The following is a 24,506-nucleotide window of genomic DNA, read 5'->3' as shown; positions in this document are numbered from 1 at the left end:
GTTTGAAGCACCCAAAAATGCTGCACTTTAAAAGCGCAGCATTTTTATCCGGCAAGCGGAAAACGTTTCAGCAGTTTGAACGGCTTATGATCCCCCGGATCACCAAACAAGCAGACTTCGTAGACGGTAAATGGTTCCTGACACAGCGGTGCGACCAAGCCGGATAGTGCTGCCTTGAAGGGATCGATCTGCTCGTCTGACAGTTTGTTGGTCAATGTCAGATGGAAGCGAAATTCTTCCATGACATAGGGATAGCCCCAGCGCGTAAGATAGGCTTCCTGCCGATCCGTCAGACCGCCAGCACGGCGTTTGTTCATTGCCGCTTCATCTTCGGGCTGGCGACAGTCATCGAGTTCGCGCACCAGTTTTGCCGCAAGGTCGGCCAATTCTGCGACCGGTTCGGTCGGAACAAGGGCAAGGAAACGACCAATCGCCTTTAAGACCAGATGCCCGCACGTTACCGGTGCAGTCGTTTTGCAAAGTCGCGAAACGGCTGTTTCCAGATCGCCACGATCCATGCCGCTTGGCAGTGCAAATGGCGGTTTCAGGGTGCCATGAAAACCATAGCGGCTTGGCGACGTGGTTGCCGCCACAATCTCGGCCTCTGTCAGGCCCGCAACAGTCGGGCGGGCCAACTGGTTTCCGGTTTCCGGATCACGCCCCAGCCAGGCATTACCAAACTGCCCCAACGCGCTTTGCGGTTCTGGCGCATAATAAAGCGCGTAGCGTTGATATTGGTCGGTCATGAGTGAACTCTGGAAACGGGTGACGTGGCGAGACATGCCGAAGGTCAGTAGCTTAGCCTTCGGCACCCATCAAATCATTGGGAAATATTGATCGGTTAAACCGTATCGTATTTCAGGCAAAAGTCACGCACCGGAAGCGTTCGGAAATCCTGCAGTCTTTCGCGCAGCATTTCGTGCGACCAGTCCCACCAGCGAATGCGCAACAGGGCATCAACAATATCCGCCTCAAACCGCGGACGCAGTGGAGTTGCCGGAATACCGATTACAATCGTGTAGGGCGCGACATCCTTGGTGACCACCGCACCAGATCCAACCACCGAACCGATGCCAATGGTGACACCACCCTGCACAATCGCCCCATGGCCAATCCAGACATCATGTTCCAAACGCACGCGTTTTTCACGACGCCAGTCAAAGAATGCCGGATCATCTTCGCCCAGTTCATAGGCGCTGGAACGATATTGGAAATGATGCATCGATGCCCGGTCCATCGGATGCTGTCCCGGGTTGATCCGGGTATGGGCGGCGATATTTACGAACTTGCCGATGTCGGAATAGATGATCTCGCTGTCATTCACGACATAGGAATAATCATCCATTTTCGTTTCGCGCATCGAGGTCCGTGCGCCGACTTCGGTCCAGATCCCCATTTCGCAATCAACGACGATCGCTGTTTGGTCAATCGTGGGCTGCTCCGACAATGCCTTCATTGCCGGTTTAGCCTGCGTAATCTTAAACGCCATGATCAGGTCACCAGTTTACGCAGACGCTGGGACACCATATCGAGCAGGCTGACCGAAATAATGATGATGATCATGACTGCCGCTGTTTCCGCGTAATAGAAGCCACGGATATATTCCCAAAGCACCATGCCGATACCACCGGCCCCGACAATGCCCAGCACAGTCGCCGACCGCACATTGGATTCAAAGCGATACAGCGAATAGGAAATCCACAACGGCAAGACCTGCGGGATCACGCCAAAGATGACTTCCTGAAGCGCGTTGGCCCCCGTTGCACGAATGCCTTCGACCGGTTCGGGGTCAATTGCTTCGACCGCCTCGGAAAACAGTTTGGCCAGAACACCCGTGGTGTGAATCCAAAGGGCCAGGACACCGGCAAACGGGCCAAGGCCGACCGCAACAACGAACAACATGGCAAAGACCATTTCGTTGATCGCGCGGAAGGAATCCATCAGGCGACGGACCGGCTGATAGACCCAGACAGGGACGATATTTTCAGAAGAAAGAATGCCAAACGGGATCGAGCAAACGATGGAAAGCGCTGTGCCCCAGATCGCAATCTGGATGGTGATCCACATTTCTGCGACATACATCTTCCACATCAGGAAGTCGGGCGGGAAGAAGCCCTCGGCGAAGTCAACCATGTTGCCGCTGTTTTCAAACAGCGCCATCGGGCGCATATCTGCCCCCTCCCACGACATGGCCAGAAGTCCAAGGATGATCGCCCAAAGCAGGAAGCTTGATGCCGACCGCTTAAGGTCACGCGGCGAAAGCTCCGTTGCGACAGATGATGTCGAAGAAATGCTGCTGTTCATCGTTCAAATCCCGGAATTAAAAGCAAACAGGGAGCGCACCTTTGATGCACTCCCTGTCGAAAAGTCGGTTACTGGTAGGCAACCAGGATGTCGAGTTCAGCAAGTTTCTTGTCGATCTCGGCAACACGTTCTGCTTTTTCTTCAGCAGAAAGCTCTTCGGTGTTCTGGATTTTCAGCTTGTCCTTGAACAGGGCCAGCTGACGGATCGGGTAAAGCTGCGCGTTCGAGCTTTCCATGAAAAGCCCCATGCCATCGGAGTTGTTGGCAAGAACTTCCTTGGCGCTTTCAACATCGCCGAAACGACCGTAACCAAGGAAGAATGCCTTGATTTCGGATTTCAGTTCGCGTGACAGGTCTTTACGGTAAACCATCGGGTCAGACGGGATCAGCGGCGAGGTCCAGATGACTTTGACCTTGTCGGTGATTTCCGGCTTGTTCATTTTGGTACGGCCAAGCTGCTCGGAGTTGTTGGCAGCAACATCAACCTGCTTGTTGGCAGTCGCCATCAGGTTGGTTTCGTGGTTGGCGTTACGAACAGTCTTGAAGCATTCCTTCGGATCAACGCCGTTTTTCGCGAAGACATAATAGGACGGAACCAGGAAGCCCGAGGTCGAGTTTGGATCACCGATACCGAAGTTCAGCGAACCATCACATTTCAGCATGTCTTCAAGGGTTTTGACCTTGTCGTTATCAGCCTGGGTGATGATGTGGGAGTAGTAACCGTTCGAACCATCGGATTTGGAGGTCTGAACGAAAACTTCGCCACCGGCGCGGTCAACGGCTTCCATTGCCGACTTGTTACCAAACCAGCCAACATGAACCTTGCCAAAACGCATGCCTTCGATGATACCGGCATAATCCGGTGCAAAGAATGCCTCGACGTCTTTGCCAAGGGCTTCTTCCATGTCATCGATCAGCGGCTGCCACTGAGCTTTGAGGTTAGAGGTGGATTCGGTCGAAATGATACCGAAAACGATGGTTTCCGGATCCTGTTCGAGCGGCTTGAATTCAACATCGGCCTTGGCAACGACGGATGCCAGCATCGTGGCCGCAAATGCTGCGGATGCGATTGTCTTAACGTTCATAAGAAGTCCCCTGTCAGAATAGATTTCGACATGTTTCGAGAAGGTAAGGCAGTCATGACAACTGGCCCGGCTAGCTTGTTGCGACAGCCAGGTCCTTTTCTGCGATGGGCCGTGTAACCGGCTCTGCGGCCTTTGCCGCACCATCGGCAAAAAGTTCGGAAGAATGTTCACCGTAAAGTTCCTGAAGGAATTGCGGCGTCAGTTCGCTTGACGGTCCGTCGAAAACGACTTCACCATCGCGCATGGCGATGGTTCGTTTGCAGTAATCTTTTGCGTAATCAACCTGATGAAGTGATACGATGACGGTGACGTTGTCTTCGCGGTTTACGCGATCAAGAGTGTTCATCACCTTGCGGGACGATGCCGGATCAAGCGATGCAATCGGCTCGTCGGCAAGAATAAGTCGGGCACCCTGGGTAATGGTGCGCGCAATCGCCGCACGCTGCTGCTGACCACCTGAAAGGTTCCGCGCCTTTTTCGACGCATGGGCATCAATGCCAACACGATGAAGCGCGCTCATGGCGCGCATCTTTTCGGTTTTGGTAAACAGACCAAGCGACCCGCGCCATGCCGGAACACGGCCCAAAAGCCCCATCAGGACGTTGGTCAGAACCGAAAGGCGGCTAACCAGATTGAACTGCTGGAAAACAACACCGATCTCTGAGCGCACCTTGCGGGCACCGCGTGAAATCTTGCCATTTTCCTGAATGGTTTCGCCAAACACGACGATCTTGCCGCCATCGCGATCACCGCGCAGCAAACCGGCAATATGACGGATCAGTGTGGATTTACCCGAACCCGATGCGCCAATCAGCGCCACCATCTCGCCTTCCCGCACCTGCAGTTTGACGCCGCTGAGCGCACGCTTGTCACGGGTAAAGCTTTTGTTCAGTCCAGAGATATCTACAACCAGCATCAAAAGAGTCGCCTGAATGTGTTTCGCTGGATGAAGAAGCTACGCACAAACCGCGACTCTACGGTGACACTGATGTTACAGTTCGATGATTACGCAGAGCATATCGCCCCGACAACAATTAAACTTGTCTATACATCAAGAATTCGTCGAAGTACTCACCGGTAATTCCGACATTATTTCTGTAACATTTTTAAAATTTGCAGCAGGTATTTGTCTGATGAATGTCCAATTTTAAAACTACAGAACAGTCAAACATTCGGCATTAACGATTTTGACACCGGCGCAGACGGACCGATCGCGAAATTTATTTAATTTGACTGATGGTCTCCATGACGTCGTCTTCAATCTCAAGGCCCTCCGCTTCGGCAAGTGCGCGTGCCTGCTTGCCGCGACGCCCCGGCAAACGAACGCCTTCTTCTGCGGCAATCTCGTTGGCAATATAGGCAAGGTGATCCATTACACCGTCACCGCCGGTTGCCTTGGGATCAATGGCAATGATCAGTTGTCCAAGCGCAGGTGGTGCGCCTTTGTCATCAAAAAGTGACGAAGACTGGTGACCGAACTGTGCACCGGTAAGACCAGCCGCAAGAAGTTCCACCATCATGGCAAGTGCCGCCCCCTTGACCCCACCGGCCGGGATCATCGTGCCATCAATGGCTTTGACGGCATCGGTAGTCGGATTGCCATCCACATCAAGCGCCCAGTCATCGGGAATAGCGACACCCTTTTGCTTGGCGGCCATGATCTTGCCGCGGGCGACCTTCGAAAGCGCAAGGTCGATGATGATCGGATCACCGGCATCCCCGACCGGCACACCAAAGGCAATCGGGTTTGTGCCAAACATCGGACGTCGGCCACCCCATGCTGCCATCGCCGCCGGGGCATTGGCAAACATCATCGCCGCCAATCCCTTTTCCGCCAGACGTTCGACCGTAAGCCCCATCACCCCTGCATGATGCGATCGGTGGATTGCGGCAATCGCAATACCCTGGGTGCGGGCCATATCGGGCAAGTGATCCATCATCAGATCCAGTGCCGGATAGGCAAATCCATGCTGCGCATCAATGCGCAATACGCCAGGTGTCAGCTTTTCAAAGATCGGGCTGATCATGCCATCAACCTTGCCGACCTTTGCCTGCGCGCTATAGGCCGGCACGCGACGAAAACCGTGTCCCCCTTGTCCGGATGCCTCGGCCGTCACCAGTGCCGTTGCGACCGAGGCCGCATTGTCTGCCCGCACATTGCAGCGCATCAAAGTTTCGCACACGAGTGCGTGGGCATCTTTCACGGAAATCTTCATCGTCAGGTAACCTTGATTTTCAAAGTGGGGCTTTGGAACCGGGAAACGGGCGCAAGGATCATGCGCCTGCAGGATCCGTAACATAGCCACAAGCCATCCCTGCGCGCAAAGCTGTTTTGGGTGCGACCAGAAGCGCCTTTGGCGCCAACGACTTTGAAAATATGATACCATCACCAGAATTTGCGAATGACAAGATCGCGCGGAGGCCGCGCAAGCATTACAGGAATTCAGATATGCGTCAGGTTAAACACAGGATCGTCTTGCCTTTGGCGTTGGTGGCATTGGCATCACTTGCGGCCTGCAGCACCGCATCCACAAGCAACATGACACCGGACTGGGCAAGTGTAACCGGTCAGGAATGGCAACTGGTGCAGGTCATTGATGGCAACAGCACCCTGTCGCCGACACCACCTGTCATGGCGACCGCCACATTTTCCGGCGACGGCATGGTGTCGGGTAATGCTGGTTGCAATCAGTATTCCGGCACTTACGAACAGGCGGGATCGTCACTGGGTGTCGCGCAACTCGCCATGACACGAAAGATGTGCATCGCCGACAATGCCATGCAGATCGAAAATGCCTTTAGCGGCGCATTCGTCTTGGTCAGCAGCTGGGATGTTGTTGATGGGCACCTTGTGCTCAAGGACAATGACGGCAACACGGTTATCGAGCTGACACCCACCGCACAATAAGCACACCGGCATCAATCACGTACCGCCGACGCACCATGCTTGCGCGAAATGAAAAAGGGGCACCAGTTGGCGCCCCTTTTCTTTGACCAGGTATCATAACCGCCAAGCGGCGAGATACGCATATGACGATATTCTAGTCCTTGCTGACCGTCGCCTCGGAATTTGCCCCGACGGCCTTGGGTTCGGTCCGCAGGCCCTGGATAATCGAATAGCAGGCCATCAGAAGGACAATCGCAAACGGGAAGCCGGTCGAAACCGCCATCGCCTGCAAGGATCCAAGGCCACCACCCAGCAGTAATGCAATCGCAACCAGACCTTCGAAGGTGCACCAGAACACGCGCTGCGGGACCGGTGCATCGACCTTGCCGCCTGCGGTGATGGTATCAATCACAAGCGAGCCAGAGTCAGACGAGGTCACGAAGAACACGATCACCAGAACGATCCCGATGAAGGACGTGATGGCTTGCAGCGGAAGCTGATCAAGCATGGTGAACAGTTTGATCGGCAGTCCTGCTTCGGCAATCGCGGTAACGCCTTCGGTTACCATATGCACCGCGGTGCCGCCAAAGGCCGTCATCCACAGAACACACACCAGCGACGGAATAATCAGAACACAGGTGATGAATTCACGCACGGTACGGCCACGCGAAACACGCGCAATGAACATGCCGACAAACGGTGACCAGGAAATCCACCACGCCCAATAGAAGGACGTCCAGCCCTGACTAAAGTTGGCGTCTTCACGACCGACCGGATTGGAAAGTGCCGGAAGATATTGCGCATATGACAGCAGGCTTGAGAAGAAACCGGTGATGATTTCCATCGTCGGACCAACCAGAACCACAAACAGCAACAGAAGTGCTGCAAGGATCATGTTGATTTCCGACAGACGCTTAACCCCGGCATCAAGACCCGCCAGCACCGAAATAAGTGCAACACCGGTAATCCCGACAATCAGGAAAACCTTCGATGTATCGGAAACCGAAATGCCAAACAGGTAATCAAGCCCGGCATTGGCCTGTTCCGCACCGAAACCAAGCGAAGTCGCAAGACCAAACAGGGTTGCGAACACCGCCAGAATATCAATCAGGTGACCGGTCCAGCCCCAAACACGTTCGCCAAAGATCGGATAGAAGATCGAACGAATGGTCAGCGGCAGGCCCTTGTTAAAGGAAAACAGTGCCAGTGCCAGTGCGACAGTGGCATAGATCGCCCACGGATGAAGACCCCAGTGGAAGATGGTTGCAGCCATGCCAAGATCAAATGCAGCATCGGCATCACCGGCGGCCGCACCAAGCGGCGCCCAGTCGGTACGAAGACCATCTTCACCGACAGCAATTCCACCCATCGAAGATGTGAAGTGCGAAATCGGTTCTGACACACCATAGAACATAAGACCGATGCCCATGCCGGCAGCAAACAGCATGGCAAACCAGCCGGCATAGGAATAATCCGGTGTTGCATCCGCACCGCCAAGGCGCACACGGCCGAGCGGCGAGACAATCAGAAACAGACACAACACAACAAATACGTTGGCAGCAGACAGGAAGAACCAGTCAAGCGACGATGTCAGCCAACCACGCAGGTCGTTGAACATCGGCCCGACACTTTCCTGAAAGGCCAGGGTGAGAAAGACGAATGCAACAATCGCAAGACCCGAAATCAGAAAGACCGGGTTATGGACATCCAGTCCAAATGGCCCGATCTCTGCTTGGATATTGTCTTGCCCGATTTCATATTCTGTATCAATCGGGTTCGCTGCACCGTCCGGGCTTTCAATGCCCGTGTCAGCTTCAGACCCCATTTGAAACTCCCTAGGTTAAATGAATATACAGCTACCCCTAGCCGTAAAGGTTCGTCCGCATCCTCTAACGCACGAGGAATACAGAAAGATCCGAGTGTGACGCGACATATCCGCCATGAGACGCAAAAATGTGGTCTGCAATACCGGGCACGTGCGATGCCATGACGATGACGTCGGCACCAAGCTCGTCGGCCTTGGCGACAAGTTCCTTGCTGAGATCCACTGCCGGATCATGCGAAATATGCGCGACCGCCTTGGTGCTTACACCATGCTTGGACGCCAGATCCTCGGCAAAAGCCTGAAGTTTCTGTTCAAATTCCTTTGGCGTATGCGCCACCGATGACGGCGTATTGGTACCAACACCTAGAAGGCTTATCTCGGCCTTGTAATGCTTGGCTAGATCGACCGCCGTTTTAATTGCTTTATCCAATTTTTCAACGTGGGCCAAATCGACAGGCACGAGCATCTTCTGATACATTCATTCCTCCGTTATGTGCACCACCCCTGAAGTCCGTGGTTTCACGAAATATCAGGGCAGCGAAAAGAACCTAACATTGACGGTCCGCAAAATCAAAAACGGGCTTTCGAAAGTGCACACAAGCAATGCTGCAATATTTGCTGTAAAATTCCGGCACACCGTTTGACAGTACTCGTTGCCGAAAATTGACCTGACCACATTGGGAAACTGCGCCTAAAGTCGAATCGCCAAATGATTATTTTTCAGGTTTCCAAACAGAACATCCGGTGCCTTTAAGCGAATTTTCGATGTTCGAACTTGAAAATTTTAAAAAATTTTTCTCGATCTAATTCGGCCTGTCCAACCCATCAGCTTTTCCACCCGTAAACCCCTTAATTGGCAAGGCGTTTCTTGGCAAAATCCATCGAATTTCTATTCTATTTTTCAGAGAGTTTCGAATGGTGAAACTCTATCCCCGGATGCCGAAAAATCGCACGGCCATGCGCACTTGGCTTGATGAAGCCCCCAAACTCGTGTCACGATGTGCGCGATTTGTGCACTGTCTGTCCCACACAACATGTGCCTCCAGATCAGAACACCATAAGTTCTGAATGGACATATTTGCTGGATCCGTCTTGTGAAAGGCAGGCATCCATGGCCGTGCACATACCCGAAAGGGAAAATTATTGTGGCCAACGGGGGAGTTGATCAACTGCGCAATAACGGTGCCATGGCGCAACAGCACATCTTCATGCTGCATGCCCGTTTGTGTCTGAACGACACCCCAACCTGCACAACCAAGCACAACCAAATCGCGGGTAGGATCTGCCACACCATTTAAATAATTCAGCAAAATCAAAAGCATCAGAGAAGGAACAGGGATGACTGACCCTATCAAGTATTTCGCGTCACGCGTCACAGCATCTGAAATGAACCGTCGTGAATTCATCGGCCGTTCGATGGCCGCCGGCCTGACCCTTGCCGCCGCCACAAGCCTTTATGGCAAGGCCGCCATGGCACAGGAACCAAAGCGCGGCGGGCATCTGAAACTTGGCCTTCAGGGCGGGGCTTCGACCGACGTTATTGATCCGGCGAAATCCTCTTCGCAATTCACCTTTGCCATGAACCGTAACTGGGGCGACACCCTGGTTGAATCGCACCCGACCAGCGGCCTTGCCGTCCCGTCGCTTGCAGAATCCTGGGAACCGAATGCCGATGCATCGGTCTGGACCTTCAAAATCCGCAAGGGTGTCGAGTTCCATGACGGCTCCGAACTGACCATCGACGATGTTGTCAAAACCCTGAACCGCCACACCGACGAAAAGTCCGAGTCCGGCGCACTGGGTGTTCTGGGCTCGATCAAGGGCATCGAAAACAAGGGTGGCGATCTTGTTCTGACGCTTTCGGAAGGTAACGCTGATCTTCCGCTTCTGCTGAGCGACTATCACCTCGTGATCCAGCCGGGTGGCGGTTATGACAACCCGAATGCCGGTATCGGTACCGGTCCGTTCAAGATCGACAACTTCGAAGCCGGCGTGCGCGCAACCTTCGTGAAAAACGAAAACGACTGGCGCACCGATCGCGGCTTTGTTGACTCTGTCGAAATGATCGTGATGAACGATGCGACCGCACGTATGGCAGCCCTGTCATCGGGTCAGGTTCACTTCATCAACCGCGTTGATCCGAAGACCGTTGGCCTTCTGAAACGTGCACCGAATGTCGAAATTCAGACCACTTCGGGCCGCGGCCACTATGTCTTCATCATGCATTGCAACACCGCACCGTTTGACAATAACGACCTGCGTCTGGCGCTGAAATATGCGATGGACCGTGAAACCATGGTCGAAAAGATCCTTGGCGGTTACGGCAAGGTCGGCAACGACTTCCCGATCAACGAAACCTATGCCCTGTTCCCGGAAGGCATCGAACAGCGTTCCTATGATCCGGACAAGGCGGCCTTCCACTTCAAGAAGTCCGGCCATGACGGTTCGGTTCTTCTGCGCACGTCTGACGTCGCCTTCCCGGGTGCTGTCGATGCGGCGGTTCTCTATCAGGAAACCGCGAAAAAGGCCGGGATCGATATCGAGATCAAGCGCGAGCCAGGTGACGGTTACTGGTCAAACGTCTGGAACGTTCAGCCGTTCTCGACCTCTTACTGGGGTGGTCGTCCAACCCAGGACCAGATGTATTCGACAGCCTATCTGTCGAGCGCTGACTGGAACGACACCCGCTTCTTCAACACCGAATTCGACAAGATCCTTCTCGAAGCGCGTGCTGAACTTGATCAGGCCAAGCGTAAGGAAATGTATCACGACATGGCACTGATGGTCCGTGACACCGGTGGTCTTATCCTGCCGATGTTCAATGACTTCGTGAACGCAACCACGACCAACGTTTCCGGCTTTGTCGATGACATCGGGAACGACATGTCGAACGGTTATGTTGCGACACGTCTGTGGATCAACAGCTAATCAACCGGGGTGCATCGCATCCTGATGATTGAAGACTTGCGGGATCACGGTTGGTTTGATCGTGGTCCCCGTCTTGTTGTTCGCCTGTTTGTTTGACACATGGTCTGATCGAAATTTCCAGATGGAGGCAAATTATTCTTTGCCGTCCCACCCGTCTTGAATTTCCGTTCAGGCCATTAAGGGGGAGTATGTGTTCATGGCCAATCCCTTGGCCGGCGTACGAGCCACGCGACACAGACTGAAAGAAACCCATCCGCTATCGGTGTTGATTGCCGAACGTCTGGGTTTGAGTTTGTTGTTGCTCTGGGCTGTATCAATTCTGATTTTTGCCGGAGTCGAAGCCCTTCCGGGCGATTTTGCCGAAACCTATCTTGGTCAGTCTGCAACACCGCAGGCGATTGCCAACATCCGCGCCGACCTTGGCCTGGACCGCCCGATTACCACGCGCTATTTCGAATGGCTTGGCGGCGTTGTTCAAGGCGACTTTGGCAACAGCTGGGCCAGTGGCGCGCCTGTGACCGAACAAATTACCAAACGCCTTGGCAACTCGCTGTTTCTTGCGTTCTTCGCGGCGGCGATTTCGGTTCCGCTTGCGGTCGGGCTTGGCATGGTGGCGGTTCATTATCGCAACCGTATTCCTGATCGCGTGATCAACGTTCTGTCGCTTGCCGCAATTTCCCTGCCGGAATTCTTCATCGGCTATATCCTGATTGTGTTCTTTGCCGTTCAGATGGGGGTCGCGACCTTCCCGTCCACGGTCTATGACAATATGAGCTGGTCAGAACGACTGGCTGCCATTGCCCTGCCGACGGCAACACTGGTGATGGTGGTGCTCGCACATATGATGCGCATGACCCGTGCAGCCATCATCAGTGTGATGTCATCGGCCTACATGGAAACGGCCGAGCTTAAAGGCCTTGGTGCTTTCAAGGCGATCGTCAAACACGCGGCCCCGAACGCGATTGCGCCGATTGTCAACGTGGTGGCGCTGAACCTTGCCTATCTGGTGGTTGGTGTTGTCGTGGTCGAGGTTGTCTTCGTCTATCCCGGTATGGGCCAGTACATGGTTGATGCTGTGACAGTGCGTGACATGCCCGTCGTGCAGGCCTGCGGGCTTATCTTTGCGGCGGTGTATATCCTGCTCAATATGGTGGCCGATATCGTCGCCATTGTCGCCAATCCGAGACTGAGGCATCCGCGATGAGATTACGTGAAATCCCGCTGACCGCCTGGATCGGAATTCTGGGCATTCTGTTTGCTTTTGGCTGTGCCGTCTTTGCCCCGCTCATCGCGCCCTATGGGGAACGCGAAATTGTTGCGGGTGTTTGGGAACCGGCCAGTGACCTTTATCTTCTGGGTACCGATAACCTTGGTCGTGATCTTCTGTCACGCCTGATTTACGGTGCGCAGACAACCCTGTTTGTGTCGCTTGCGGCATCGATCCTGTCGTTTTCAATCGGCATTTTCCTGAGCTTCACGGCCGCTGTTTCCGGCGGCCCGATTGATCAGGGACTGTCGCGTCTGAACGATCTGATGATGTCGATCCCGACCCTGATTTTCGCCCTCGTGGTGCTGGCCGTCCTGCCGCAAAACATCTTCATCCTGATTGCCGTGATGGCCATTCTCGACTCAACGCGTGTCTATCGTCTGGGCCGTGCGGTCGCCCTTGATGTTGCAGTGATGGAATTTGTCGAGGCCGCCAAACTGCGTGGTGAAGGCCGGATGTGGATCATCTTCCGTGAAATTCTGCCCAACACGCTTTCGCCGCTTCTGGCGGAATTCGGGCTGCGTTTCGCGTTTTCGATCCTGTTCCTGTCGACGCTTTCCTTCCTCGGCCTTGGCATTCAACCGCCCGCCGCCGACTGGGGTGGCATGGTCAAGGACAACAAGGATGGCATCATCTTTGGCATTCAGGCCGCCCTTATTCCGGGTGGCGCGATTGCGGCCCTGGCCGTCTGTGTCAACATGGTTGTCGACTGGTTGCTGAAACGTACTTCCAGCCTGAAAGGAGGCCGCGGCGATGTCTGATCTTTTATCGGTACGCGATCTGCGCATTGGCGCGACCATCTTCCCGCCGGGCGAAGCCCCGATGGATATCGAAATTGTCCATGGTGTGTCCTTTGATCTGCAAAAGGGCAAGGTCCTTGGCCTGATCGGGGAATCCGGTGCAGGTAAATCCACCATCGGCCTTGCTGCACTGGCCTATGGCCGGGGTGGTGTGCGCATCACGGGCGGTGAAGTCCTGCTTGATGGCCAGGACATCCTGCCGCTTGATAAAAAGGGGATCCGCAAGATCCGCGGGGCGCGTGTCTGTTACGTCGCGCAATCGGCAGCAGCATCGTTTAACCCGGCGCACAAACTGGGCGATCAGGTGATTGAGGCCACGGTCGAACACGGCCTGATGAGCCGTGACGAAGCCCGCAAACGGGCCGACTACCTGTTTGAAATTCTGGGTCTTCCAGACCCCAAGAATTTCGGCAACCGGTTCCCGCATCAGGTATCGGGCGGCCAGTTGCAACGTGCCATGACCGCCATGGCGCTGTGTTCCAAACCGGAACTGATTGTCTTTGACGAACCGACCACCGCCCTTGACGTGACCACCCAGATAGATGTTCTGGCCGCGATCAAGAATGCGATTGAAATGACCGGCACCGCCGCCCTTTACATCACCCATGATCTGGCCGTTGTTGCCCAGATTTCGGATGACATCATGGTGCTGCGCAATGGTGAAACCGTCGAATACGGCCCGGTTCAGCAGATCATTGAAAACCCGCGTCAGGAATATACCAAGGCGCTGGTCAATGTGCGTCAGACCAAACAGACCGAAGCCCGCGATCAATCCGATGCGTTGCTGAAAGTTGAAAACATCTCGGCGGCCTATGGCAACGGGGTGCAGGTTCTTCATGACGTATCGCTGCATGTGCCGCGTGGTCAGACATTGGCCGTGGTGGGGGAATCCGGTTCGGGTAAATCCACGCTGGCCCGCGTCATCACCGGATTGTTGCCGCCCTTCCAGGGCAGCGTCACATTCGGTGACGAGGAACTGTCGAACGCCCAAAAGGACCGGTCACGCGATCACTTGCGCCGTATCCAGCTTATCTATCAAATGGCTGATACCGCGATGAACCCGCGCCAGACCGTCGGCCAGATCATTGGTCGTCCGTTGCAGTTCTATTTCGGCAAGCGTGGTGCGGAACGCAAAAAGGAAGTCATCAAACTTCTTGATGAAATCGAGATGGGTGAAGCCTTCTATGAACGCTATCCGGCCGAACTTTCCGGCGGGCAGAAGCAACGTGTGGCGATCGCGCGTGCCCTGGCCGCACAGCCGGAACTGATCCTGTGTGACGAGCCGACCTCAGCCCTTGATCCGCTGGTGGCCGAAGGCATCCTTGATCTTTTGCTGCGTCTGCAAAAAGAACGTCAGGTGTCCTATCTGTTCATCACCCATGACATCGCAATTGTGCGTGCAATTGCCGATTCTGTTGCGGTGATGCTGCAGGGCAAGCTGGTTGATTTCGGCCCACGCTCAGAGGTCCTGAACCCGCCATTTGACGATTACACCGACCTTCTTTTGAAATCGGTGCCGGAAATGGAACTGGGCTGGCTGGAAAAAGTTCTGGCCACGCGCAAAATGGAAAGTGCCGGTCACTAAAAACCGTGCAAAAACAAAAAAAGGCGGCCCGGATCATGGGCCGCCTTTTTGAGTAAGCCCCACATAACCACTCCAAAGGACCACGCCCCAATATGTCCGACAGAAAATTCACTGTTATTGAAAACACCTTTATCACCATCGCCGACGGCACCCGACTGGCCGCACGCATGTGGATGCCCGAAAATGCCGAAAACGATCCGGTTCCGGCAGTGTTTGAATTTCTGCCCTATCGCAAGGGCGATGGGACCTGTGCGCGCGATGAGTCGACCTATCCCGAATTTGCCAAGGCCGGCATTGCCGGCGTGCGGATTGATATTCGTGGATCAGGTGAATCAGATGGTGTGATTGACGGTGAATATACCGAACTTGAACTGGCCAATGCCTGTGAGCTGATTGCATGGATCGCCGATCAGCCGTGGTGCAACGGTTCGGTCGGCATGATGGGGATTTCCTGGGGCGGATTTAACTGCCTGCAAGTTGCTGCCCTGAACCCGCCTGCGCTCAAGGCGGTGATTTCCATCGCATCAACGGTGGACCGCTATAACGACGACATTCACTATAAAAATGGCTGTCACCTCTCGGCACAACTGTCATGGGCCGGCACGATGCTGGCCTATCAGTCGCGCTCACCAGACCCGGCATTGGTTGGTGATGACTGGCGCGCGATGTGGCTGCACCGCCTGAAGGAAGAGCCGTTCTTCCTTGAAGAATGGCTTCAACACCAGACCCGCGATGATTTCTGGAAGCATGCCTCGATCTGCGAGGATTTTGAAGCCGTCAAAATCCCGTCGATGGTTCTGGCCGGTTGGGCTGATGGCTATCGCAATACGCCAGTACGCGCGATTGAAGGTATGCCAGACAGGTCCAAGGCCCTGATCGGCCCGTGGGTACATAAATACCCGCATTTCGCCTGGCCAAAGCCGCGTGCCGACTTCACAGGTGAAGCCATCAAATGGTGGAACAAGTGGCTGCGGGGTGATGATAACGGCATGGATGACCTGCCGCAGATGCGCGCCTATATCCTTGATGGCCCCAAACCGGCCCCGCGCCGTGAATTTGATCCGGGGTTCTGGATCGCCAAGGACACATGGTCGGAACCCGAAACCCAAACCCTTTATGTCAATGACGGCAAGCTCGCCTTCGAGGCAGGTGACGAAAGCGCCCCTGCCGCTGACATTTACCTGAAATCACCGCTCGATACCGGCACTGCATCGGGTGAATATTTCACGCTGAAACCAGATGCCGAAATGGCCATTGATCAGCGTCCGGATGACGCCGGATCGCTGGTCTTTGAAACCGCACCGCTTGAGGCCGAGATTGACCTTCTGGGACGTCCGGTTTTGCGCGTTGATCTGGAATGCGATGCAGACTGGTCGAACCTGTGTGCACGTCTGGTCGATGTGCACCCTGATGGCACGGCGACCCGCGTGTCGTTCGGGGTTCTGAACCTTGCCCATCGTGATCTTGAAGCCAATTATAACGATCCCAAACCGATGCCGCGCGGCAAGAAGGTGACCATCACACTTGTTCTTGATGCCTGCGGCTATCGTTTCAAGCCGGGTCACCGCATGCGGCTTGCACTGTCGACATCCTATTGGCCAATGATCCTGCCAGCGCCCTTTGACGCGGGACTGATTGTATCACCATCTTCTATTGCTTTTGATCTGCCGTTGCTCGGCGCGCACGAGAAGATTGAGGTCAAAGAACCAGACAATCCCGATCCGCTGCCGAAATATATCGAACACAAGCCGGGCCGAACGGAACGGAGTGTTCAACGCAATCTGACGCAGAACGAAACCCGTTATCGCATCTATGAAGATACCGGGCTGTTTGAACATCCTCACTCGCGCCTGTCGACCCGCCAAGTGCGCAGCGAAACCTGGACAATCAACCCGCTTGATCCGACATCGGTCACGGGCGAGGCCGCCTGGACCTGTGATCTTGAACGCGATGACTGGTCGGTGCGCACCGATTGCCATGTGGAACTCAAATGTGATCGCGACAACTGGTATGTGTCGGCCTGGGTGATCGGCTATGAGGGCAGTGAACAGGTGTTTGAAAAGAAGTGGGAAAAAACCATTCCCCGCAATTTCATGTAGCCATCTGCACGAAAAAAGGGCCGGTCATCCGGCCCTTTTCTTATGACTGGTCGATCATGCCCTGAACAGCATCGCGCAAAACTCAGAACTTCAGATCAAGCGTGATCAGAATATCAGCGCTACGTGTGGCCGGATCGCCTGAGAAATCCAGTTTGCTGGAAAATCTTTCATCAAGGTCGGTCAGCGTTGCGCCAGCCGAAATTTCAGGTGTCCCGCTATCAGACAGGCTGGTGCCGACATAAGGCGATGCAGTTCCGGCAAAGCTTCCATCCCGACTGGTGAACGAAATGCCATAAGCAACCAAGCCGCTCAGCGTATATTCGCGGTAATCATCTCGCCCGACCACGCGCGAGCCTTCGATTGCGCCCGACAGACCTGTCCCGACCGAGGCAAACCGCACACCACCGCCAAGGTCAAAGGCCCCGGCATCGCCGTTGGTCTGGTCGGTGAAATCGTGGATATAACCCGCTTTCACATATGGGGTCAGAGATGTCTCGCTTATCTGGAAAGCATACGCCAGCTCGGCATTCGGTTTTAACTGAACGGTATTAACCGCGGATTCAGCAACCCGGTTGCCGTCACTTTCGGTGTAAGCAGCAAGCGTATTTCGCGACGTCAACGCACCAAGCCCACCTGTCACCCTAAACGGGCTATCTGCGATCGGCTGGAAAGTTTGGCGGACATCGACCTGCAGATACCAGCTCTGGCTTTCAGTATTGCCTGTAACGCTTGTATTGCGGCTCTTGGTCACATCGCCAAACGCATAGCCCGCGATGGCAGAGAAGATTAGATTATCGGATGGCGTGTAGATGACATACGGGGAAAGGCTCCAGGTATCCTCGTCATACGTGCCAGTTTCAAAGGTCGTCGTAATATCTGTCTGGGCATAGCCAACAGACAGACCTGCTACGAGTGCAGGCGACAATCGGTAGTCTGCACCAAGATTATATCCCCAGACGCTGCCATCGAAGCGATTGTCTTCGTTTGTTTTGTTGCGTGTGTTCTCGACATCGGTAAAGGACCCGTGACCCCAAAGCGTAATCGGACTTTCGCCTGATATGAAAGTGCGTTGTCCAATTCCATCCGTCGGTGTATCCGATGTTTCTGCTGCAGACAGTACGCGCGACGTATCAAAGGATGCAAGCATCGCCAGTCCGCGTACGGTTGTTCCGTTAGTGCGCGTTTTCTTTTCCATCGAATCATCGAACAAGCTCGAAGAAGCAAAGCCGAATTGCTGTGTCGACGGGGCATTGGCTGGCACCGTTCCAACGGATGGGCCAGCTGCCACATTGGCCACGCGCGACCCAAAATTCTGTCCGATAATTACAGACTGTGATCGCGTCACTGAACCCTGAACCGCGCGCCGGGCCGCGGCCGAGCTCTCCGATGACGCTGCATCAGCAGTCGTGATCGTTACCGATCCGCTATTGTAGGTGAAATTGTTTCCCAAGCCGCCGGCGAGGGTATAGGAGAGGGTCATTCGGATCGTCGACCCGTTTTCACCGTCAATTAAAACCGTCGCCGTTTCGGTGCCGTCTGCTGACCGGTTGCTAGAGCAGTTGGCACCTGCTGCTGCGGTAAAGCTCCCCATGGAACAGCCTTTATGCGCCGTATCACTATGCGCTGCACCTGTACCGATCCGGAACTGTTCTGGACCGCCGATCTGATTGAAGAAGACGATATCGAATTGGGCGCTGCTGGGTGAAATCGTATTTGCTGTCAGGGTGCAGGTGCCCGCACTGTGATCGTATTGCAGAGTGCTCGGCTGAGAGGGATTAAACCCCGCCACCGAACAGGTGATTGTCGTCGTTGCCGCATATGCGTCACGCCCATCACCGATCACAACGCCGCAAAAGACGGTCATCGCCAAAAGCAGCGATGATTGCAGTTTCGCAAATTTGATCATGCAGGTCCCCCCGAACCATTATGCACCCGCGCGACTTAATCGCAGACAAAACTTGGTTGCATACGAATCTTATAAACTCAAAGTTTTATTGGGATCAACATCTTATCAGCCATAACGAACCACGCGCGGTTCCCGCACGCACAGGATGGGCAGTGTATCCCCGACCATCATCACGCAGAGGATAAAAATAGGCTGTTGTGACAAAGGTCGGCGACAATCCGCGCAGATCATCGGCGGACAAACCTTCCGACCTTTTTCACGTGACGAAAACGTCGCGTGAAACTCAGAACTTCAGATCAAGCGTGATCAGAATATCAGCGCTGCGTGTGGCCGGATCGCCTGAGAAATTCAGTTTGCTGGAAAATCTTTCATCAAGGTCGGTCAGCGTTGCGCCAGCGGATATTTCAGGTGTCCCGCTATCAGACAGGCTGGTACCGACATAAGGCGACGCCGTTCCGGCAAAACTTCCATCCCGACTGGTGAACGAAATGCCATAAGCAACCAAACCGCTCAGCGTATATTCGCGGTAATCATCTCGCCCGACCACGCGCGAGCCTTCGATTGCCCCCGACAGACCTGTCCCGCCCGAAGCAAACCGCACACCACCGCCAAGGTCAAAGGCCCCGGCATCGCCGTTGGTCTGGTCGGTGAAATCGTGGATATAACCCGCTTTCACATATGGGGTCAGGGACGTCTCGCTGAACTGGAAAGAATAAGCCAGCTCGGCATTTGGCTTTAACTGAACGGTATTAACTGCGGATTCCTCGACCCGGTTGCCGTCACTTTCGGTATAGGCAGCAAGCGTGTTCCGCGACGTCAACGCCCCCAGCCCACCTGTCACGCGGAGCGGGCTATCTGCCATAGGCTGGAAAGTTTGGCGGACATCGACCTGCAGATACCAGCTCTGGCTGTCGGTATTGCCTGTCACAGTGCTGTTGCGGCTTCTGGAAACATCCCCGAACGCATAACCCGCAATCGCCGAAAAGGTCAGCATGTCTGAGGGTCTATAGATGACATAGGGGGAAAGGTTCCACGTATCCTCTTCATAGGTGCCAGCTTCAAAAGTCGTCGTAATATCTGTTTGCGCGTAACCGACGGACATACCCGCCACCAGTGCGGGCGAAAAACGATAATCCGCACCGAGGTTGTACCCCCAGACGTTGCCGTCATAACGGCTGTCCTCGCCCGTCCGGTTGCGCGTATTCTCGATATCGGTAAACGCCCCATGCCCCCAGACCGTAATCGGACTTTCACGAGACAGCAGCGTGCGTTGTTCCGCTCCATCCGTCGGACTATCAGCGGTTTGCGCAGCAGCAAGCACACGCGACGTATCAAAAGACGCAAGCACCGCCAACCCGCCCAGGGTTGTGCCCTCTGTGCGCGTTTTCCTGCCCATGGGATCATCAAGCAAGCGCGCCGAAGCAAAACCGAATTGCTGTGTCGAGGTGGCGTTCGCTGGCACCGTTCCGACAGCTGGACCAGCCAACACATTGGCCACCCGCGACCCAAAATTCTGCCCGATGATCACAGATTGCGCCCGCGTGACCGAACCTTGAAGCGCACGCAGGGCAGCGGCCGAGTTCCCCGAGGAGGACGCCGCATCAGCAGTCGTGATTGTGACCGATGCACTGTTGAATACTGGACTACCTCCGAGGGTGCCATTCGTATAATTGACGGTCATTCGGATCGTCGCCCCGTTCTCCCCATCAATCGTGACCGTCGCGGTTTTGGCGCCGCTCGACCCAGCACTGTTAAATGAGCAAGCAACACCAGCGGCGGCGTTAAAAGTGCCAATACGACATCCTCTATGCGCCGTGTTGCTGCCGCCGGTTCCGATCTTGAATTGCTCCGGGGTGGTGGGGCCTTGGTCGTCTACTTCGAAGACGATGTCGCGGGCTGCGCTGCTGGTGCCAGCAGCGTTTACCGCGACGCAGCTGCCAGCACTGTCGTCGTAGGTCACATGACGGACTGTACTACCGGCTGCTGCGGAGGAGACATCGCAGGTGATTGTCGTCGTTGCCGCAAATGCGTCGCGCCCATCACCGAATCATAAGGCCACAAAAAATGGTCATCGCCAAAAGCAACGACGACGGCAATCTAGCAAGATTAATCATACAGGTCCCCGAACCATTCCGCACCCAAACGGCTTAATAGCACACAACAAGGCGTTGCATAGCAGCCTCGCACGCAAAACTGCGTCGCGTAATGACCTGATTAGCTAAAATTTTTATTACGATCAACCTCTTATGATCCAAAAAGAACCACGCGCGGTTCCACCGCGCGCACTTTAGGCCCTGTGTCGCTTCTTTCTGATCGGGAGGATATCTTCAACCCAAGGTGGCGTAACCCGCGTGTTAGGCGGTTTCCAGCATGTCCGAAATGGCTTTGCATAGATGCCCGAACGCAGTTTTCGCCCCCGGGCTCATATGCCGGGCACGCAGCCAGCCATGGATCATTTGGGGTTCTTCACGGTATTGAACGGAAATGCCCGCCCGGGCAAGACGGGCGGTATATTCGCGGCCATCATCGCGCAGCGGATCAAAATAGGCCGCTGTAATAAAAGTCGGCGGAAGCCCACGCAGATCATCGACAGACAGCGCATGGGCAAACGGATCATCCATCGGTGCCTTCAGCACGTCACGGTAATAAATCACGTCATCGGTGCTTAAGCCCGGCGCATTTGCCATCTGGCCATAGCTTGGCCAGTTCAAATCACCGCCAAGGGCCGGATAGATCAATGCCTGCCCCAAGACGCGGTCACCAAAGCCCTCTTCGCGGGCCCGAACCGCGATCCCGGCGGCCAGCATGCCACCCGCACTGTCGCCCACCAGCACAATCTTCTTGCCCGATGCCAGGATGCTTTGGGTCACCCGATGGCAATCTTCGTGCTGGGCGGGCCAGATATGCTCGGGCGCAAGACGGTAATCAATTGCGATCAGTTCGGCTTTTGCCGCCTCGGATATTTCCGCACAAATCGCATCATGGCTGTCGCGCGAACCAACCACAAAGCCACCGCCATGCATATAGACGATCTTGTGGTTTGAGGCGCAATCGACCGGGCGGTAATGGCGCACCGGTACATCAGCAATCACGTCATCTTCGACCTGCATGCCATCCGGATGCGGAAAGGCAAATTCGGCACAAAGCGCATCGTACCAGCTGCGTTGCTGCTCGATTGAGGCCGCCACCGCGTCGGGCGGATAGAACCCGTCGCATTTGGCGATAAAGGCACGAATGCCTTCTTCCTCTGGCATCGGGTCATAGGTCACTTCGGGGGAAACCTGATCGGAATTGGCCATCAACGGATCCTTGGTCAAAGACGTGATAGATCAACCTAACGCGGATACCCCCGCAGTTAAAGACTGCAGGGGCACATCACAACGTTATTGTGAACTGGTTCCACGCAAAACGGGTCGTACGTTTAGACTAACCGATTGCACGGCCAAGCTGATCTGGCTTGGGCAAGCTTGCATGACGTTTTGCCATTTCGGCCAAATTGGTTGCCACCACGCCACCGGGCTCGGATGTGCGACGGGTTTTAAGGTCGACATGCAGCAACATGGTCTCAATCGTTGCCGCAACCGCACCCGCGTCATTGATCAGGCGATGGAAAAGGTGAAGCTTCTTGCCTTCGCCCTTGATCAGTTGGGTGGTCACACGGATATGGTCGCCTGCACTGATTTCCTGCAGGTAGCAAACATGGGTTTCAACCGTGAAATAGCTGCCCCCACTGGCAATATAATTTGCATCCGCACCGACCAATTCCATGAAACGGTCGCTTGCCTGTGAACTGACCTCGACATAATGGGCTTCGTTCATATGCCCGTTATAGTCGGTCCAGCTTTGCGGGATCTGCCGATCACCGGTTACCGGAAGATCGTTGATCGGCATCGGTTCGGGAAGCGACGCTTCGTGATCATTAATCGTGCCGCCGGCACCACTGCCCGATTTCTTAAGCGCGCGCATCATGCCAACAAGATTGTCATCGCGCAGGCGTTCAAGGTCACGGATGCTCATATGACCGGACTGATCATCTGATTGCTGCGCAATACGCGCTGTCAGTTCCGGGGTCAGTTCCGGCACATCCATCAGCTTCGTCCACGGCCATTTAAGGGCCGGTCCGAACTGCCCGATGAAATGTTCCATCCCGGCCTCACCGCCCGCAATGCGATAGGTTTCAAACAACCCCATCTGCGCCCAGCGCAAACCAAAGCCATACCGGATGGCGTCATCAATTTCCTCGGTGGTCGCGACCTCGTCATGAACAAGCCACAGCCCTTCGCGCCAGACAGCCTCAAGCAGCCGGTCGGCAATATGCGCATCAATTTCCTTGCGCACGACAAGTGGCTTAAGCCCGACAGAACGCAACACGTCACAGCCAGCTTCAAGCACCGATGCGTCGGTCGCGGCAGACGGCACCACTTCGATCAAGGGCAGCAAGTAAACCGGGTTGAATGGATGGGCGACAACGATCTGTTCAGGTTTGATTGATCCTTGCTGCAACTCGCTTGGCTTAAAGCCCGATGTCGAAGAACCGATCAGGCAGTCCGACGGGGCGTGGGCCTGAATTTGGGCAAGGATATTGTGCTTAAGCGCAAGTTGTTCGGGAACACTTTCCTGAATCCACTGCGCCCCGGACACCGCCTTTGCCATATCGTCATGGAAGGTCAGTGTGCCTTCTTCTGGCAGGGAGCGGTCATAAAGTGCGGGCAGGCTTCGGCGTGCGTTTGCGAGAACTTCGTTGATCTTGCGTTCTGCCTGCGGATCCGGATCGAAAACCGCCACATCCCAGCCATTCAGCAAAAACCGCGCGGCCCAGCCGCCACCAATGACACCACCGCCAATGATGGCAGCTTTTTTGTTTGAGCTCGTGGACATTAGCGTGGCTCCCGCTTGGTCAGGCCAAGCTTCTTGCGGACCGCATCCGGGCCAATCACGGTGGCCCCCATGCCTTCGATAATGCCAACCGCGCGCTCAACCAGCTGGGCGTTGGTGGCAAGCACGCCTTTCGACAAATAGATATTGTCTTCAAGACCTACCCGAACATTGCCCCCGGCCAAAACCGATGCGGCAACATAGGGCATCTGATCGCGACCAATGGAAAAGGCCGACCAATTCCAGTCGGACGGCACATTATTCACCATCGCCATAAAGGTATTAAGATCATTTGGCGCGCCCCACGGAATGCCTATGCAAAGCTGCACCAGGGCCGGGCTTTCAAGGATGCCCTCGGACACCAGTTGCTTGGCAAACCACAGATGGCCGGTATCAAATGCCTCGATCTCGGGTTTGACGCCAAGGTCGGTCATCATTTGTCCCATGGCGCGCAGCATGCCCGGCGTATTGGTCATGACATAGTCGGCCTCGGCGAAATTCATGGTGCCGCAATCAAGGGTACAAATCTCGGGCAGGCAATCGGTGATATGCGCCATCCGCTCGGACGCGCCGATCATGTCGGTTGCGGCTTCATTGACCGGAAGCGGTGCCTCGGCAGAGCCAAAGACGATATCGCCGCCCATGCCGGCCGTGAGGTTCAGAACAACATCGACATCGGCTGCCCGCACCCGTTCGGTCAGTTCGCGGTAATATTTCAAATCACGTGACGGTGCCCCGGTTTCGGGATCACGCACATGGCAATGCACCACGGCCGCCCCGGCCTTGGCCGCGTCAATCGCACTATTGGCGATCTGTTCCGGGGATCTTGGCACATGCGGGGATTTGTCTTGGGTTCCGCCCGAACCGGTTACGGCGGCGGTAATGAAGACTTCCTTGTTCATCGAAAGCGGCATGATGGCCTCACTGTTTTTTGCAATCATTCTC

Annotated in this window: 19 protein-coding genes; 6 read left to right on the top strand and 13 right to left on the bottom strand. The window is 55.0% G+C overall.

The genetic code is table 11. The annotated features are described in order from the left end of the window. Window positions 1-44: 44 nt before the first annotated feature. The 6 genes from AC5Q5A_RS19125 to AC5Q5A_RS19100 form a co-directional block, all read right to left on the bottom strand. Entirely contained in the window at window positions 45-746 is a 702-nt protein-coding gene (locus AC5Q5A_RS19125) for a DUF1045 domain-containing protein (protein WP_493896273.1), read from the bottom strand. Between the two features lie 95 nt (window positions 747-841). Beyond that, a complete protein-coding gene (locus AC5Q5A_RS19120; RefSeq protein ID WP_493896272.1) occupies window positions 842-1,489 on the bottom strand; it encodes an LbetaH domain-containing protein in 648 nt (215 codons plus the stop codon). A 2-nt stretch (window positions 1,490-1,491) separates the two neighbouring features. Next, window positions 1,492-2,304 (bottom strand): phosphonate ABC transporter, permease protein PhnE, encoded by an 813-nt coding sequence (gene phnE, locus AC5Q5A_RS19115; RefSeq protein ID WP_493896271.1) that lies wholly within the window; start codon window positions 2,302-2,304, stop codon window positions 1,492-1,494. A gap of 68 nt (window positions 2,305-2,372) precedes the next feature. Next, window positions 2,373-3,389, bottom strand: coding sequence for a phosphonate ABC transporter substrate-binding protein (gene phnD / locus AC5Q5A_RS19110; protein ID WP_008889691.1), 1,017 nt, complete (start codon window positions 3,387-3,389; stop codon window positions 2,373-2,375). Window positions 3,390-3,459: 70 nt separating this feature from the next. Beyond that, window positions 3,460-4,305: a phosphonate ABC transporter ATP-binding protein gene (gene phnC, locus AC5Q5A_RS19105; RefSeq protein ID WP_008889690.1), complete on the bottom strand. Its 846-nt coding sequence runs from the start codon at window positions 4,303-4,305 to the stop codon at window positions 3,460-3,462. Between the two features lie 304 nt (window positions 4,306-4,609). Further along, a complete protein-coding gene (locus tag AC5Q5A_RS19100; protein ID WP_493896270.1) occupies window positions 4,610-5,605 on the bottom strand; it encodes an Ldh family oxidoreductase in 996 nt (331 codons plus the stop codon). 233 nt (window positions 5,606-5,838) lie between these two features. Between AC5Q5A_RS19100 and AC5Q5A_RS19095 the strand changes: the two genes are divergently transcribed. Further along, window positions 5,839-6,297 (top strand): META domain-containing protein, encoded by a 459-nt coding sequence (locus tag AC5Q5A_RS19095; RefSeq protein WP_493896269.1) that lies wholly within the window; start codon window positions 5,839-5,841, stop codon window positions 6,295-6,297. A gap of 133 nt (window positions 6,298-6,430) precedes the next feature. On the opposite strand, the gene AC5Q5A_RS19090 is transcribed toward AC5Q5A_RS19095, so the two are convergent. Both AC5Q5A_RS19090 and AC5Q5A_RS19085 read right to left on the bottom strand, forming a co-directional pair. Then, a complete protein-coding gene (locus AC5Q5A_RS19090) occupies window positions 6,431-8,101 on the bottom strand; it encodes a BCCT family transporter (protein WP_008889687.1) in 1,671 nt (556 codons plus the stop codon). 64 nt (window positions 8,102-8,165) lie between these two features. Continuing rightward, window positions 8,166-8,579, bottom strand: a complete 414-nt coding sequence (locus tag AC5Q5A_RS19085; protein ID WP_063089282.1) for a universal stress protein — start codon at window positions 8,577-8,579, stop codon at window positions 8,166-8,168. 860 nt (window positions 8,580-9,439) lie between these two features. Between AC5Q5A_RS19085 and AC5Q5A_RS19080 the strand changes: the two genes are divergently transcribed. From AC5Q5A_RS19080 to AC5Q5A_RS19060, 5 genes are all read left to right on the top strand, one after another. Beyond that, complete coding sequence (locus tag AC5Q5A_RS19080) at window positions 9,440-11,029, top strand: ABC transporter substrate-binding protein (protein ID WP_475352986.1); 1,590 nt, start codon at window positions 9,440-9,442, stop codon at window positions 11,027-11,029. A 196-nt stretch (window positions 11,030-11,225) separates the two neighbouring features. Next, a complete protein-coding gene (locus tag AC5Q5A_RS19075; RefSeq protein ID WP_008889683.1) occupies window positions 11,226-12,233 on the top strand; it encodes an ABC transporter permease in 1,008 nt (335 codons plus the stop codon). After that, window positions 12,230-13,057: an ABC transporter permease gene (locus tag AC5Q5A_RS19070; RefSeq protein ID WP_008889682.1), complete on the top strand. Its 828-nt coding sequence runs from the start codon at window positions 12,230-12,232 to the stop codon at window positions 13,055-13,057. Before AC5Q5A_RS19075 ends, AC5Q5A_RS19070 begins: the two co-directional genes overlap by 4 nt. After that, entirely contained in the window at window positions 13,050-14,681 is a 1,632-nt protein-coding gene (locus AC5Q5A_RS19065; RefSeq protein WP_493896268.1) for an ABC transporter ATP-binding protein, read from the top strand. Before AC5Q5A_RS19070 ends, AC5Q5A_RS19065 begins: the two co-directional genes overlap by 8 nt. Window positions 14,682-14,773: 92 nt before the next feature. Further along, window positions 14,774-16,780, top strand: coding sequence for a CocE/NonD family hydrolase (locus tag AC5Q5A_RS19060; RefSeq protein ID WP_493896267.1), 2,007 nt, complete (start codon window positions 14,774-14,776; stop codon window positions 16,778-16,780). An 82-nt stretch (window positions 16,781-16,862) separates the two neighbouring features. Here the strand turns inward: AC5Q5A_RS19060 and AC5Q5A_RS19055 are convergent, their stop codons facing one another. From AC5Q5A_RS19055 to bcoG, 5 genes are all read right to left on the bottom strand, one after another. Next, a complete protein-coding gene (locus AC5Q5A_RS19055; RefSeq protein ID WP_493896266.1) occupies window positions 16,863-18,686 on the bottom strand; it encodes an autotransporter outer membrane beta-barrel domain-containing protein in 1,824 nt (607 codons plus the stop codon). A 283-nt stretch (window positions 18,687-18,969) separates the two neighbouring features. Then, a complete protein-coding gene (locus AC5Q5A_RS19050) occupies window positions 18,970-20,646 on the bottom strand; it encodes an autotransporter domain-containing protein (protein ID WP_493896265.1) in 1,677 nt (558 codons plus the stop codon). A gap of 394 nt (window positions 20,647-21,040) precedes the next feature. Continuing rightward, a complete protein-coding gene (locus tag AC5Q5A_RS19045; RefSeq protein ID WP_493896264.1) occupies window positions 21,041-21,985 on the bottom strand; it encodes an alpha/beta hydrolase in 945 nt (314 codons plus the stop codon). A 127-nt stretch (window positions 21,986-22,112) separates the two neighbouring features. Next, window positions 22,113-23,564, bottom strand: coding sequence for a carnitine 3-dehydrogenase (locus tag AC5Q5A_RS19040; RefSeq protein ID WP_493896263.1), 1,452 nt, complete (start codon window positions 23,562-23,564; stop codon window positions 22,113-22,115). After that, window positions 23,564-24,502, bottom strand: coding sequence for a 3-dehydrocarnitine:acetyl-CoA trimethylamine transferase BcoG (gene bcoG, locus AC5Q5A_RS19035; protein WP_493896262.1), 939 nt, complete (start codon window positions 24,500-24,502; stop codon window positions 23,564-23,566). Before bcoG ends, AC5Q5A_RS19040 begins: the two co-directional genes overlap by 1 nt. Window positions 24,503-24,506 lie beyond the last annotated feature (4 nt).

This window comes from Thalassospira sp. CA1, from assembly GCF_059052855.1.
The sequence above is the reverse complement of the archived record's forward strand: the minus strand, read 5'-3'. Positions and strand labels throughout refer to the sequence as shown.